General features: G+C 67.3%; 12 protein-coding genes. 3 read left to right on the top strand and 9 right to left on the bottom strand.

Going from position 1 to position 13,409, the window contains the following annotated elements; genetic code table 11:
* Positions 1 to 74: 74 nt before the first annotated feature.
* Entirely contained in the window at positions 75 to 986 is a 912-nt protein-coding gene (locus ACLQ3I_RS14900; RefSeq protein WP_425802798.1) for a DUF222 domain-containing protein, read from the bottom strand.
* Between the two features lie 695 nt (positions 987 to 1,681).
* Positions 1,682 to 2,884, bottom strand: a complete 1,203-nt coding sequence (locus tag ACLQ3I_RS14895) for an acyl-CoA dehydrogenase family protein (RefSeq protein WP_425802796.1) — start codon at positions 2,882 to 2,884, stop codon at positions 1,682 to 1,684.
* 119 nt (positions 2,885 to 3,003) lie between these two features.
* Here ACLQ3I_RS14895 and fabG point away from each other — a divergent pair, with 119 nt between their 5' ends.
* Both fabG and ACLQ3I_RS14885 read left to right on the top strand, forming a co-directional pair.
* The gene (gene fabG, locus ACLQ3I_RS14890) at positions 3,004 to 3,762 is read left to right on the top strand and encodes a 3-oxoacyl-ACP reductase FabG (RefSeq protein ID WP_425802794.1); all 759 of its coding nucleotides are present in this window, start codon (positions 3,004 to 3,006) and stop codon (positions 3,760 to 3,762) included.
* Between the two features lie 49 nt (positions 3,763 to 3,811).
* Complete coding sequence (locus tag ACLQ3I_RS14885) at positions 3,812 to 5,050, top strand: acetyl-CoA C-acetyltransferase (protein ID WP_425802792.1); 1,239 nt, start codon at positions 3,812 to 3,814, stop codon at positions 5,048 to 5,050.
* A gap of 19 nt (positions 5,051 to 5,069) precedes the next feature.
* Here ACLQ3I_RS14885 and ACLQ3I_RS14880 read toward each other — a convergent pair whose 3' ends face one another.
* The 4 genes from ACLQ3I_RS14880 to ACLQ3I_RS14865 all read right to left on the bottom strand — a co-directional run bounded on the left by ACLQ3I_RS14880 (position 5,070) and on the right by ACLQ3I_RS14865 (position 8,746).
* Positions 5,070 to 5,939: a LysR family transcriptional regulator gene (locus tag ACLQ3I_RS14880; RefSeq protein WP_425789137.1), complete on the bottom strand. Its 870-nt coding sequence runs from the start codon at positions 5,937 to 5,939 to the stop codon at positions 5,070 to 5,072.
* Between the two features lie 4 nt (positions 5,940 to 5,943).
* Complete coding sequence (locus ACLQ3I_RS14875; protein WP_425789135.1) at positions 5,944 to 6,846, bottom strand: LysR family transcriptional regulator; 903 nt, start codon at positions 6,844 to 6,846, stop codon at positions 5,944 to 5,946.
* Between the two features lie 68 nt (positions 6,847 to 6,914).
* Entirely contained in the window at positions 6,915 to 7,676 is a 762-nt protein-coding gene (locus ACLQ3I_RS14870) for a crotonase/enoyl-CoA hydratase family protein (RefSeq protein ID WP_425802789.1), read from the bottom strand.
* Complete coding sequence (locus tag ACLQ3I_RS14865; RefSeq protein WP_425789131.1) at positions 7,673 to 8,746, bottom strand: MBL fold metallo-hydrolase; 1,074 nt, start codon at positions 8,744 to 8,746, stop codon at positions 7,673 to 7,675. The genes ACLQ3I_RS14870 and ACLQ3I_RS14865 overlap by 4 nt, the downstream gene beginning before the upstream one ends.
* A 193-nt stretch (positions 8,747 to 8,939) precedes the next feature.
* Between ACLQ3I_RS14865 and ACLQ3I_RS14860 the strand changes: the two genes are divergently transcribed.
* Positions 8,940 to 10,106, top strand: a complete 1,167-nt coding sequence (locus ACLQ3I_RS14860; RefSeq protein ID WP_425802832.1) for a CaiB/BaiF CoA transferase family protein — start codon at positions 8,940 to 8,942, stop codon at positions 10,104 to 10,106.
* A 220-nt stretch (positions 10,107 to 10,326) separates the two neighbouring features.
* Here ACLQ3I_RS14860 and ACLQ3I_RS14855 read toward each other — a convergent pair whose 3' ends face one another.
* The 3 genes from ACLQ3I_RS14855 to ACLQ3I_RS14845 are packed head-to-tail and all read right to left on the bottom strand — an operon-like array spanning position 10,327 to position 13,355.
* The gene (locus tag ACLQ3I_RS14855) at positions 10,327 to 11,475 is read right to left on the bottom strand and encodes a CoA transferase (protein WP_425802787.1); all 1,149 of its coding nucleotides are present in this window, start codon (positions 11,473 to 11,475) and stop codon (positions 10,327 to 10,329) included.
* Between the two features lie 36 nt (positions 11,476 to 11,511).
* The gene (locus ACLQ3I_RS14850; protein ID WP_425802784.1) at positions 11,512 to 12,513 is read right to left on the bottom strand and encodes a MaoC family dehydratase; all 1,002 of its coding nucleotides are present in this window, start codon (positions 12,511 to 12,513) and stop codon (positions 11,512 to 11,514) included.
* Positions 12,510 to 13,355, bottom strand: a complete 846-nt coding sequence (locus tag ACLQ3I_RS14845; RefSeq protein ID WP_425802781.1) for an HpcH/HpaI aldolase/citrate lyase family protein — start codon at positions 13,353 to 13,355, stop codon at positions 12,510 to 12,512. Before ACLQ3I_RS14845 ends, ACLQ3I_RS14850 begins: the two co-directional genes overlap by 4 nt.
* Positions 13,356 to 13,409: the final 54 nt, after the last annotated feature.

Raw genomic sequence — 13,409 nt, 5'->3', positions numbered from 1 at the left:
TCCCGGTCGTACTTCTTGCGCTTCTCTGGCATCGTGCTCCTCATTATCGATGCCTCTACGGTTCGGGGGGAACCTCAAACCTTCTCACCATCGACGATGACAGTGGTGACGGTGGCATCGCACGTCAGTTGCGCCAGGGTGGCTTCGGTGACCGATCCCATGAACTGCAACGATGCCTGGATCGGTGCCTCGGCGGGCACCGTGATCAGTACCTGGGTACGTGGTGCCGAGGCGGTGTCGCCGCCGCGGGAGGCGATGTCCAACAACGCTTCGAGCGCATCCGCCTGCCGGCGTTCGGTCGAGCGGGCGTCGGCGGAGCCGTCGGGTTCGGGCCGCGGAGCGCCGAGTTCTTCCATCGCGGCCCGAAACTTCTCACCGACCTCGGTGTCGAGGTCGGCGCGCACTTGCAGACGGCCACCGCTGTCGGCAGCTTGGGTGAGGGCATTGATCGAACGGTCCTCGGCGGCCGGCAACCCACCGTCGGTGGTGGCGGCGAGCTCGTTGCCGATCACCCTGGCGCGGGCGGTGATCTCGGCGGGAGTCGCACCGGAGAAGAACTGGCCGAGCAGATCGGTCACCTGCCCGTGCCGGGTGTCATCATCGAGAGGCTCGGGTGATCGCTTCGCGATGTGGCCGATTCCTGTGACGATCGCATCGATGTGCTCGGCAGAGACCGCGCCGTCGGCAGCATGGGCATGCGCGGTCGGCAGGGAGGTCATCGAGGCCGCGATCCGGATCAGTCGCGTGGCGACGATGGGCGCGAATCCCATGACGATCAACAACTCTCGGAGTTTACGTCCGTGGTTCTCGGGGACGCCGAGCCGTTCGAGGTGACCGGTGAGTATGGGCGCGTGATGGTCGATCAGATTTCGCAGCGTCAGAATTGTGCGCATCGCCTCGAACCCGGCGGGGCCGGACATGTCGTCGGCGAATGCGACATCGCGTAGCGAGTCGGCGATGGTGGGTAGCTCCACCGTGGTGGTCATGTGCAGCCTCTCAGAGAATGCGGATGCGGTTGCAGGGCATCGTCATCGTTGTCTCTGGTCGATCAGAACTGGGTGTTCTGTGGTCGACCGGCTGTCATCATTTCGGCTTGGTGGAATTAGACTATCGGTGGGTACCGACAAGATCGGCGGGGGACGTGAGTTCTGTCCACATGGTCGGGATCACGAGATGGTCGAGCGTCTGCCGCCACGTCGGCCGATAAGGGAGGTTCACCGTGGTGGTCATGTACAGCCTCTGGAGAGCACGGATGCGGTTGCAGGGCATCGTCATCGTTGTCTCTGGGTGATCAGAGTCGGAGTCCCTGATCACGGATTCGCGGCCATCATTTCGACCTGTTGAAACCCAGACTATCGGCGGGTACCGACAAGATCGGAGTGGTGTGAATCCTGTCCACACGATCGGGATTCGCGCCAGCCGTATCTGCCCGGACTGACTCGTACACGTCGTCGCACGATATGTGCGATGCCTGGTGCCAGGTCGGGGGTAGCTCCACCGTGGTGGGCATGTGCAGCCTCTCGGAGAGCACGGATGCGGTTGCAGGGCATCGTCATCGTTGTCTCTGGTCGATCAGAACAGGGTGTTCTGTGATCGACCGGCCGTCATCATTTCGGCTTGGTGGAACCAGACTATCGGCGGCCACCGACAAGATCGGCAGGAGAGGTGAATTGAGCCGCGATCAACCCCGCTGCGCCCGCTTCACCAGATTCCGGCCGATGATCAGCCGCTGGATCTCGCTGGTGCCCTCGTACAGTCGGAGTAGGCGGACGTCTCGATAGATCCGTTCCACGGGAACGTCGCGCATATACCCGCTGCCGCCGTGCACCTGCACGGCCAGATCGGCGACCTTCCCGACCATCTCGGTGCAGAAGAGCTTGGCCGCCGAGGGTGCGATCCGGCGATCTGTCTCGTCGACCCACGCGCGCGCTGCATCGCGCACCATCGCCCGGCCGGCCATCACTCCCGCCTGCTGATCGGCGAGCATGGCCTGTACGAGCTGGAACTCGCCGATCGCGGTGCCGCCCTGGGTGGCGGTGGCCGCCCATGCCACCGACTCGTCGAGTGCGCGTTGCGCCGTGCCGACCGAGAGAGCCGCGATGTGGACGCGGCCGCGGGCCAGCGATGTCATTGCCGCGCGATAGCCGACGTCCTCGCTGCCACCGACCAGCGCGGAGGCAGGTACCCGGACGTCGTCGAAGTGGACGTCCGAGGTCCATGCGCCTTCCTGGCCCATCTTGCGGTCCTTTGCGCCGACGGTGATCCCCGACGTCTCCGCGGGAACCAGGAACACCGCGATGCCGGTGCCGTCGGAGTCGGCGGGGCGGGTGCGCGCGAACACCACGAACAGGTCGGCCAGCGGGGCATTGGTGATGAAGCGCTTCTCGCCGGTGATCACCCAGTCGGCGTCATCTCCCGATCCGTCGCGAACCGCCTTGGTGCGCAGCCCGGCCGGGTCCGAGCCCGCGCCAGGCTCGGTGAGCGCGAACGAGGCGACCACCTCGCCGGAGGCGATCTTCTCCAGCCAGGTGCGCTTCTGCTCATCGGTGCCGAAGCCGACCAGGACCTGGCCGGCGATGCCGTTGTTGGTGCCGAACATCGACCGCAACGCGAGTGACGTGTAGCCGAGTTCCATGGCCAGCTCAACGTCCTGGGTGAGGTCGAGGCCGAGGCCGCCCCACTCCTGCGGGATCGCGTAGCCGAACAGGCCCATGTCCTTGGCGGTCGCGCGGATGTCGTCGGGGATCGCGTCGGCGTCGAGGATCTCCTGCTCACGCGGGACGACCTTCTCGCGGACGAACTCGCGCGTGGCGGCGAGGATGTCCGCGAAGTCGTCGGCGGACACCTGGGAAGTGGCAGCTGCTGTGTTCATGACACTGGTCATCCTCCCACTGTGACGGTCTCGACGGGAGCGGTCCACTACGAACTCGCTACTGCTCGCATAGCCGCTTCGAATGGGTCGGCTGGGTTCGATCCGGTGCGCGGACCGGTAGATTCCGTCACATGGACTCTTCTGCACCCAACATCCTCCTGGACGGGCGCACCGCGGTCATCACCGGTGGTGCGCAGGGCATCGGACTCGAGATCGCACGGTCGTTCGTCGACGCGGGTGCCCGCGTGATGCTCGGCGACCTGAACCGAGAAGCAGCCCAGGCTGCTGCGGAAAAGCTCGGTGGCGCCGACGTCGCGCGCGCCGTGCAGTGCGACGTGACCGACTCCACCAGTGTCGACGCGCTCCTGGCCGCGGCCGTCGACGGCTTCGGTTCGCTGGACGTGATGGTGAACAATGCCGGCATCACCCGTGACGCGACGATGCGCACGATGTCCGAAGACGACTTCGACCTGGTGATCTCCGTACATCTCAAGGGGACGTGGAACGGTACCCGCAAGGCCGCCGCGATCATGCGTGAGGCCAAACGCGGTGCCATCGTGAACATCTCGTCGCTGTCGGGCAAGGTCGGCATGGTCGGGCAGACGAACTATTCGGCCGCGAAGGCGGGCATCGTGGGCATGACCAAGGCGGCGGCCAAGGAGATGGCACATCATGGGGTGCGGGTCAACGCGATCCAGCCCGGCCTCATCCGGTCCGCGATGACCGAGGCGATGCCGCAGAAGGCGTGGGACCAGAAGATGGCCGAGATCCCCATGCAGCGGGCCGGTGAGGTCCCCGAGGTGGCTTCCGTCGCACTTTTCCTCGCCTCCGACATGTCCTCGTACATGACCGGCACCGTGCTCGAGGTGACCGGCGGGCGCTTCATGTGAACGCAGCTCGCCGCCGACACCGTGGTTCGTCGAATTCGAAAGGCCTGCTATGAAAGACACCGTCTTACGCGACGTGGTGATCTGTGAACCCGTCCGTACCCCGATCGGCCGGTACGGCGGCATGTTCAAAGACGTCACCGCCGTCGAACTCGGAGTGACCGCGTTGCGCGGCATGCTGGATCGGACCGGGCTCGCGTCGGATGTCATCGAGGACGTGGTCCTGGGCCACTGCAACGGCAACAGCGAGGCGCCTGCCATCGGGCGGGTCATCGCCCTTGACGCAGGTCTCCCGATCACGGTGGGCGGCATGCACATCGACCGACGATGCGGCTCGGGACTGCAGGCGGTCATCCAGGCCGCGTTCCAGGTCGCGGCCGGCGACAATGACGTCGTCGTCGCGGGTGGGACGGAATCGATGAGCAACGCGTCGTTCTACTCCGTCGACATGCGATGGGGAGGCGCCCGGACCGGTATCGCCATGCACGACAGCCTGGTTCGTGCCCGATCCACCGCCGGAGGACAGAACTACCCGGTGCCCGGCGGCATGATCGAGACAGCGGAGAATCTGCGCAAGGAGTACGAGATCTCGCGCGAGGAACAGGACGAACTCGCCGTCGAGTCGCACCTGCGCGCGGTGCGGGCGCAGAAGGACGGCATCCTCGCCGAGGAGATCATCCCGGTGACCGTTCGCAGCCGGCGTGGCGATCAGGTCATCGACACCGATGAACATCCTCGTCCCGACGTCTCGTCGGAATCCCTCGCCAAGCTGAGGCCGATCATGGGCAAGGCCGATCCGGATGCGACCGTCACCGCCGGCAATGCGAGCGGCCAGAACGATGCGGCCGCGATGTGCATCGTGACCACACCCGACGTCGCGGAGAAACACGGTCTGCGCCCGCTGGTGCGACTGGTGTCGTGGGCAGTCGCCGGGGTGCCACCGCGCACGATGGGTATCGGGCCGGTGCCGGCGACCGAGAAGGCGTTGGCCAAGGCGGGAGTGACGCTCGCCGACATCGACGTGATCGAGCTCAACGAGGCCTTCGCCGCGCAGGCGTTGGCGGTGACCCGCGAGTGGGGTTTCGGCCGGTTCGGTGCCGGTGGCGACTTCGATCGCACCAACGTGCACGGATCGGGAATCTCGCTGGGCCATCCGGTCGGCGCGACCGGCGTGCGCATGCTCGCATCGCTGGCCCGGGAGATGGTGCGCCGCGAGGTCCGGTACGGCCTGGAGACGATGTGCATCGGTGGCGGCCAGGGCCTGGCGGCGGTTTTCGAGCGCGTCGTCTGAGTCCCGACGGGCACCGGGGTCAGGGCGATTCGCGGATGAGGTCGACGAATGCCTGACCTACCGGCGACAGGCCCGCCGGGTCGTAGGTGATCGCGAACGGCCGGACGAATCGGGGATCGACGGTCCGAACGACGACACGGTCGGCAGCGGCCTCGGCCATCGTCTTCTCCAGCAAGGTACCGCCGATGCCGGCGAGCACCATCGGCAACCGTTCCTCACGATGCTCCGACAGAACCGCGAGTGGTGGCCGCACGCCGGCCACCCGGATCGCCTCTTCGATCTCGTCCGCCACCGAATGCCCGCGCGGGACGAACACCATGGGGATCGTCGGTAGTTCGGCGAGCGGGATCGGACCGTCGGGAACCTGTGATCCTGGCGGATAGACGAGCACGTACTCCTGCTCGCCGAGCACGATGACCTCCAGGTCGTCGCCCGCGATGGGCAGATGCGCGACGACGAACTCACAGTGTCCGTCCTCGATCACCGAGGCCGCCTGCGTCTCGTCGCGTAGCTCACCGAAACGGACGCCCACCCGGGGGTACTCACGGCGGAAGCGCGCGATCAGTTCCACGATCGGCCCGCTCGCCATCGCCGGAGCGGCGAGGATGTCGAGGCGGCCGGTCAGTTCGTCGGCCGATGCGGAGAGGAGATCTTCGACCGCGCCCACGTCACGCACGATCTGGCGCGCCGGTCCGACCATCGTCCGGCCCGCGGCACTGAGCACCATGCCGCGTCCGATGCGATGGAACAGCGGCACGCCGAGCTCGCGTTCCAGAGCTCGAAGCGCTTGTGACACAGTGGGTTGCGCGACACCGAGGGCGCCGGCAGCGCCACCGATGCCCTCGTGTTCGACCACTGCGAGAAAGTACTCCACCTGACGTAATTCCATCGACCTACCAGTCGCCGAACTCGGACGGGTCCGAGGTGACACCGACGTGCCCCTTGGCCACCGCGATGAACGCCATGGCCGCGGGCGAGGGCCGGCCGGCTCGGAGGACCAACCCGAATGCCCGAGTCAACGGTGGGTCGAGCGGCAATCGCCGGCTGCCCGGCATCTGCTGTTCGGCGACCACCCGCGGCGCGACGGTGGCGGCCGTCCCGCGTTCCACCAGGTCCCAGGTCGCTGTTGGATGCGCGCAGTCGACCACCACGTTGCGGGCGTCGTCGTCGATGAGGTCGCCGATGATCGCCGACGAGCCCGGATCGGCGATGTCGAACACGAGTGGGATCGAGCGCACCCGCCGGCGGGGTACGGGGTCGGTGAGGCCGGCCGCCAGCGCCGGCGGGGCGGCGAGCACGAGTTCCTGGGCGCCGAGCGGAATGGCCGTGAAGGTCGCGTGCTCGGCTGCCGCGTCCATCAGGCCGATCTCGGCCTCGCCTCGTCGCAAGGCCGCCAGCACACCGCTCGGTCCGTCGGCCGCGACGACCCGCGCCGAGAGGCGCGGAAACCGTTCCCGGAACACCCGGATCATCTCCACCACGGGGTCGATGCTGAACGCGCCGTGGGTGACGATGTCGACCCGTCCGGCGCGTAGTTCGCGCACCGCCTCGACCTTCGCCTTGGCCCGGTCGACGTCGCCCAGGATGCGTCGCGCGGCGACGTCGAGTTTGAGGCCGGCCTCGGTGAGTTCCAGGCGACGGCCGGTGCGGTCGAACAACGTGACACCCAACCGTCGCTCGAGCGTCCGGATGGCCTGGGACAGGGACGGCTGCGAGATGTAGAGCGACTGCGCCGCCTTGGTGATCCCGCCGTGGTCCACCACCGCTACGAAGTAGGTGACGAGGTGCAGGTCCACCTCAGTGATGGTACGGATCGTCGATCGCGTCGGGCCCGGTCACCGGCGGGCGCCGGTGACCGCCGGGATCACTTTCCCGTCCAGTTGGGTGCCCGCTTTTCGGCGAATGCGCGCGCACCCTCCTGTGCGTCCGCGGAGGTGAAGACCTGCCCGAGGTGCTTCCACTGTGCCTTGAAGAGATCGGCGTCGGTGTAGTCGATGGACATGGAGACCACCTGCTTGGTCGCCCGCACGGCGAGCGGACCGTTGGCGGCGACGGTCGCGGCGAGTTCTCGCGCGACGGTCAGCGCCTCGCCGGGCTCGGCCAGCCGGTTGACCATGCCGAACTGGTGGGCGCGCTCGGCGGTCATCGGATCGCCGGTGAGGGCCATCTCCATCGCGAGCTGATAAGGCAGGATCTTCGGCAGCCGCTGCAGACCCCCGGCCGCGGCCGCCAGGCCGCGCTTGACCTCGGGGATACCGAATTTCGCGTCCCGCGCGGCGACGATGAGGTCTGCGCTCAAGGCGAGCTCGCAACCACCGGCCAGCGCCCAACCCTCGATGGCTGCGATCAACGGCTTCGCCGGGGGCGACTCGACGAGTCCGGCGAACCCCTTGCCCTCGATGTTCACGTTCTCGCCACGGGTGAAGCCCTTGAGGTCCATGCCGGCGCAGAAGGTACCGCCCGCACCGGTGAGGATGCCGATGGTGATGTCGTCGCGCGAGTCCATCTCGTCCACGGCGGCCGCGATGCCCTCGGCCACCTCACGGTTCACCGCATTCTTCGCCTCGGGTCGGTTGATGGTGATGACGGCGACGCCGTCGGCGAACTCGGTGAGAACTGCGGTCATCGGGAACTCTCCTCAACTGCGGCGGACGGTGTGGTCAGTGACCACCGGATGGGGACACCCTCGGTCGGGCTCAGGATGCCTCGCTGCTGCAACACGACCAGGTGTGCGTTGGTCTCACCCAGTGCCATCCGGCTCAGCGGAACCGACAGCTGCTCGAACGGTCGCGACCAGGTCACCGAGCGGGTGATGTCCCAGGCCGTGGACTGGGGCTCGGCGGCCACCGCCGCCGTGATCTCGTCGAGTCGTTCCTCATGGTGTGCGAGAAGATGTGTGACCCGGTCGGCGAGCCCACGGAACCGATACTCGTGGGAGGGCAGCGCCTCGAGGTCGGGCAGGTGCTCGGTGTTGGCCAATGAGATGAGGTACTCCGACAGCGGGTTGTGCGACTGGAACCGATTCGTCGAGACGTTCGGGCTGATCCGCGGCAACAGATGGTCGCCGGTGAAGATGACCCCGGCGTCCTCGTCGACGAAGCAGAGGTGACCGGCGGTGTGTCCCGGGGTCCACAGCGCCCGCACATTCCATCCGGGCAGATTCAGTGGGTCGCCATTGTCGAGTTCGACATCCATGGTGCGACCGTCCGGCAGGCGGGCGATCTCACGGAATCCGGTGTCCACGACGTCGGTAGGCGCGCCGTGGATCTCGAGATCCCGCTGTGCGCCTTCGATCTGTCGCTCGATCTCCGCCTCGGTGACATGGTGCAGGTGGCGCGCATCGTTGTGGTGCATCGCGAGCACCGGATCGACGTGCTCGAGCAGCCGCGGCACCAAGCCGAAGTGATCGGGGTGCAAGTGGGTGATGGAGACGTGCCGGACGTCGGCCACATCGTGTCCGGTGGCGTGTAGACCATCGACAAGGGCACGCCACGATTCGTCGGTGTTCCATCCGGTGTCGATCAGGGCGATACCGTCGGGCAGGGCGAGTGCGTAGATGAGTACGTAGCGCAGCGGGTTCGACGGCATCGGGACCGGGATCGACCACAGGCCGGGCCGAACCTCCTCGACCGGGGGCAGCACCTTCTCGGCCCATGCCTCACGCTGACGATGGCCGGTGACCTCGATCGTGGTCATTTCACCTCCAGATGATGCCGCCGGTGATCCAAACGGTTGCGGCGATCAACTTCCATCGGATCATGAGGTGTTCATCATGTTCAAAGTGGGTCCGACTCAGACACGATGAGGAACTACCTATGGCGGTGGGAGATGTGCGCCGTTGACGACCCGCGGGTCGGCAGGTGATGGTTGCCCGGTGGATGCCGATCAGATGCCCCTGCCGCTGGCCGGGATCACCGTCGTCGCGCTCGAGCAGGCCGTCGCGGCACCGCTCGCGACCCGACACCTCGCCGACATGGGTGCCCGCGTGATCAAGGTGGAACGGATGGGGGAGGGCGACTTCGCGCGGAACTACGACGACGCCGTGCACGGCCTCGCATCCCATTTCGTCTGGCTCAACCGTGGCAAGGAGTCACTGACCCTGGACCTCAAGTCGTCGTCGGGGCGGGTCGCGCTGCACCGGCTGATCGCCCGTGCCGACGTGTTCCTCCAGAATCTGGCACCCGGTGCCGCGGCGCGACTGGGGTTCGGTGCCGACGAGCTGCGCGCCGACCATCCGGAACTGATCGTCGTCGACATGTCGGGGTACGGCAACGCCGGTCCGTACCGGGAGCGCAAGGCCTACGACATGCTGGTGCAGGCGGAAGCGGGCCTGATCTCCGTCACCGGCACCGTCGACGAGGCGGCCAAGACCGGTATCCCGACGTCCGACATCGCTGCCGGTATGTACGCCTTGACCTCGATCCTCGGTGCGCTGGTGCGGCGCGGGGCCACCGGTACGGGGGCTGCGGTCTCGGTGTCGATGTTCGACGCAACGGTCGAATGGATGGGGCATCCGATGTACATGCGGCTCTACGGCGACCGTCAGATCGCACGGTCCGGCGTGGGGCACGCGGCGATCGTTCCGTACGACCGCTATCCGACCAGTGACGGCGAGATCCTCATCGGGGTGCAGAATGACCGCGGCTGGCAGGTCCTCGCCGGCGAGGTACTCGGGCGCCCGGACCTCGCCGCCGATCCCCGATACGCCACCAACATCGGCCGGGTCGCTGCGAGAGCGGACGTCGACGCGGCGGTTGCGGCGGAGACCAAGCGGTTCACCACCGTCGACCTCGATGAAAAGCTCGCTGCAGCAGGTATTCCCGCCGCCGAGATCCGTGAGCTCGACGGCGTGGTGGCGCACCCACAGTTGTCCGGACGGGATCGGTGGCGCGACGTGGACACCGAGGCCGGGCCGATCCGGGCGCTGCTGCCCCCGATGACGTTCGCCGACGTCGAGCTGCCGATGGGTGCGGTGCCCTCCCTCGGCCAGCACACCGAGGCGATCCTCGCCGAACTGGCTCGCGACGAGACCGACCCGCCTCCGCTGATCGAGTAGGGGACGGGTCGTTCGGTGCCTTGCCGCTGATCGGGAAGGGACGAGCCGCATCGATTCTTCCCGCTGATCGAGTAGGTGACGAGCGTAGCGAGGAGCCGTATCGAGATCACCTGTCGCTCGGGTGGTCTCGATACGCCACTCGCTACGCTCGCGGCTACTCGACCGGCGGTGGGGGCGAATGCGTGGCTACTCGACCGGCGGTCGGGGGGTGTGTGCGTGGCTACTCGACCGGCGGTGGGTTGTCAGCGCCCAGTTCCGGGGCGGGGCCGGTGAAGTAGTGCTCGCCGTCGAAGGCGGCCGGATGACCTGCGGCGAGAAACGTCCCGATTCTCGGCTGGTCGAGTTCGGCGAACATCGGGTTGGTTGCCAGCACTCCCGCCGCCACGACCTCCTCGAAACTTCGGAAACGCTCCCAGAGCACCGATGATCCGCCAAGCGCCGCAGTGACCTCCGCACTGCTGTGACGCGCGAACCACGGCTCGAACAGTGCGGTGAGCACCGCCCGATGGGTGAAGCGGTCGGCCTCCCTGCGGAAGTCGGCGCCGAGGGCCTTCTCCACCGCCTCGACGGCGTCGCCCACCTCGGTCAGCTCGACGAGGTCGCGGAAATGGCGCGGCGTGAGCGCCACGATCATGAACCGGGCGCCGTCCGCGGCGACGAAATCGGTTCCGTACGTGCCGTAGACGTCGTTTCCGGTGCCCACCCGTCCCCGGCCGTTGACCTGCGGTTCGGTCAGGTAACCGAACGTGCTGGCGATCGAGAGGGCCGTATCCTCGAGCGGCAACGTGATGTGCGCGCCGATGCCGCTCTGTTCGCGTCGACGGACTGCGGCCGAGATGGCCAGGGCTGCATACAATCCACACGCCATGTCCCACGCCGGCAGCACATGGTTGACGTTGCCGGCGTTCGCGACCGGTCCGGTGATCATCGGGAACCCGAGGCCGGCGTTGACGGTGTAGTCGACACCGGGCGTGCCGTCGGTGCGTCCCAGGATCTCGCAGGTGATGACATCGGGTCGCAGCGCAGAGAGGGTCTCGTGGCTCATCCACGACCGTCCGGCCGAGTTGGTCAACAGGATGCCGCCCCCCGTGACGGGATCGGCCACCAAGTGCTGCACCAGCGACTGTCCCGCCTCGCTGCGCAGATCCGCGGTGATCGACCGTTTACCCTTGTTGAGTCCGGTCCAGTAGATCGACTCACCGCTGTCGGTGACCGGCCAGCGGTGCACGTCGGCCGCACCGCCGATCGGATCGATCCGGATCACCTCGGCGCCGAGTTGCGAGAGCGTCAGTCCCGCCAGCGGCGACGCGACGAAACTCGACACCTCGACGATGCGGAGGCCGGCGAGGGGTTTGTCAGGGGTGGTCACGATGCTGCTCCTTCGGAGGACTCATGCCATGAGGGGTTACGCCATGAGGGCGTGGAAACGCCAGTCCAGGACGGGGCGTGAGCCGTCGCCGTCGTGTGCGACGACCACCGACCGCAGGTCGAGATGTCCGCCCCCGCCGTCGAGGGCGGCTGCCTGTTCGACAGTCAGTTCGCTGGTGAGCGTGTCACCTTCTCGGACCGGTCCGGTGTGGTCGCACGACTCCCACCCCAGCACGGTGACCAGGTTCGGCAGCGCTCGATTGGCCTGGGCGAGAGCCACTCCGATCGTGTGTCCGCCATAGACCAGACGACCGGCCGCGCAGACGCGCTCGTCGTGGTGCGTCGCCGCGATGTTGAGAGTGAGGCGGGCGAGCTCCGGCGCGCTCGACACGACGTCGCCGCTCGACGCGTAGACATGACCGGCCAGTTCGGGAGAGAAGTGTTGTCCGCGAACGGAGTCCCGGAACACGGTGAGGTCCCAGTCCGGGATGACGGCCTCTGTGGAGCGGTCGGTGCCGATGGCGGACAGGTCATCGGAGGCACGGACGCGTTCTGGGTCCGGCGATTCACTCAGGGGCAGCATCGCGCACCGGTAGAAGTCGAGCACCACGGCACCGTGCTGATCGGTGGTGATGATGTGCAGCGCGGCCAGCCCAGTCGGGGCACGGCCGGGTTTCGACGAGTTCTCCCGCAGCCCGACCACTTCGGTCGTGGTGCTCAGGGTGTCGCCGAGGTGCGGATGGCGCAGGAATCGCAGGCCGCGATAGAAAAGGTTGGCCTTGACGTGATGGGTCGCCAGCGTGGACTGCCCGATCGCCAGGTCGCAGACCAGTCCGGGGTGAGCGATCGCGCGGTCGCGTCCGGTGATCTGTTCGGCCAGTGAGACGTCGAGGGCGAGGCGCATCCGGTTGCCGACGATGGCTTGGTGGGCCGCCGCCATTCCCGATGTGATGGTCACCGACGGTGCGTCGTCGAAGACCTGCCCGATGGCGAGCTCGTCGAAGTAGGGGCCACCGACCGGGATCGTCGCGCCGGTCATGCGGGGTCCGCCTTGGCGAGGATGCGGCGGGCCGAGACGGCGAGGGCCTCGTCGAGCATCCGTCCGTCGAGGGCAGCGGCACCGTCGCCGCGGGCAGCGGCCTCGTCCAGCGCGGCGAGGACCCGCCGCGCGTCGGCGACCACGTCGGGGTCCGGAGTGAAAATCGCTTTCGCCGAATCGATCTGGGCGGGATGGATCACCCAGGTGCCGTCGAAGCCGAGGTCCCGGACCCAGGTCTTCGCGTTCCGGAGCGCATCATCGTCGGCGATGGTGAGGTGTGGTCCGTCGATCACCGAGATACCCGCAGCACGTGCGGCCGTCAGCACGGTCTCCTGGACCGGGTGCCAGACGAGTTGCGGTGCGGTCGACGAACGTCCCAGCGTTGCAGCAAGATCCGCGTATCCGATGATGACCGCGGCGAGCCGATCGGACCCACGGCAGATGTCGGCGATGTCGCGGATGCCGACCGGGGTCTCGACGAGGATCTGGAGGCGAGCGGGCGAGTCGCCGAGGAGGCGATCGGCGTCCGCGAGTTGCCTGGCCGACTCCGCTTTGGGGAGTACCGCCGATGCAAGCGACGATCCCATCGTGGCGCAGGCGGACAGATCCGCCTCGACCCAGTCGGTCCCGAATGCGTTGATGCGGATCGACACCGGCCGCTTGCCACCGAATTCGGCGACGAGTGCAGCGGCGGCGTCGCGGGCAGTGACCTTGTTCTCCGGCGTGACGGCGTCCTCGAGGTCGAGGATCACCTCGTCGGCGTCGGAGGCGAGTGCCTTGCGTGCTTTCCGGTCATCGGAGGCGGGCGCGACCAGGACGGCCCGGCGTCTGTGTGTCTGCACGAAATCCTCTATCCCAGGTACGGCCAAATGTGCGGCCAAATCGGTGTCCCAAGA

The sequence above is a fragment of the Gordonia sp. DT101 genome, from assembly GCF_049844895.1.
GTDB lineage: Bacteria > Actinomycetota > Actinomycetes > Mycobacteriales > Mycobacteriaceae > Gordonia.
The sequence above is the reverse complement of the archived record's forward strand: the minus strand, read 5'-3'. Positions and strand labels throughout refer to the sequence as shown.

Bases quoted from the DNA above. Each gene is read 5' to 3' on its own strand.
- ACLQ3I_RS14865 (WP_425789131.1), bottom strand. From the start codon at position 8,746: ATGACCACGATCGAGGTCACCGGCCATCGTCAGCGTGAGGCATGGGCC.
- ACLQ3I_RS14880 (WP_425789137.1), bottom strand. From the start codon at position 5,939: ATGGAATTACGTCAGGTGGAGTACTTTCTCGCAGTGGTCGAACACGAG.
- ACLQ3I_RS14860 (WP_425802832.1), top strand. From the start codon at position 8,940: ATGCCCCTGCCGCTGGCCGGGATCACCGTCGTCGCGCTCGAGCAGGCC.
- ACLQ3I_RS14885 (WP_425802792.1), top strand. From the start codon at position 3,812: ATGAAAGACACCGTCTTACGCGACGTGGTGATCTGTGAACCCGTCCGT.
- ACLQ3I_RS14850 (WP_425802784.1), bottom strand. From the start codon at position 12,513: ATGACCGGCGCGACGATCCCGGTCGGTGGCCCCTACTTCGACGAGCTC.
- ACLQ3I_RS14900 (WP_425802798.1), bottom strand. From the start codon at position 986: ATGACCACCACGGTGGAGCTACCCACCATCGCCGACTCGCTACGCGAT.
- fabG (WP_425802794.1), top strand. From the start codon at position 3,004: ATGGACTCTTCTGCACCCAACATCCTCCTGGACGGGCGCACCGCGGTC.
- ACLQ3I_RS14895 (WP_425802796.1), bottom strand. From the start codon at position 2,884: ATGACCAGTGTCATGAACACAGCAGCTGCCACTTCCCAGGTGTCCGCC.
- ACLQ3I_RS14870 (WP_425802789.1), bottom strand. From the start codon at position 7,676: ATGACCGCAGTTCTCACCGAGTTCGCCGACGGCGTCGCCGTCATCACC.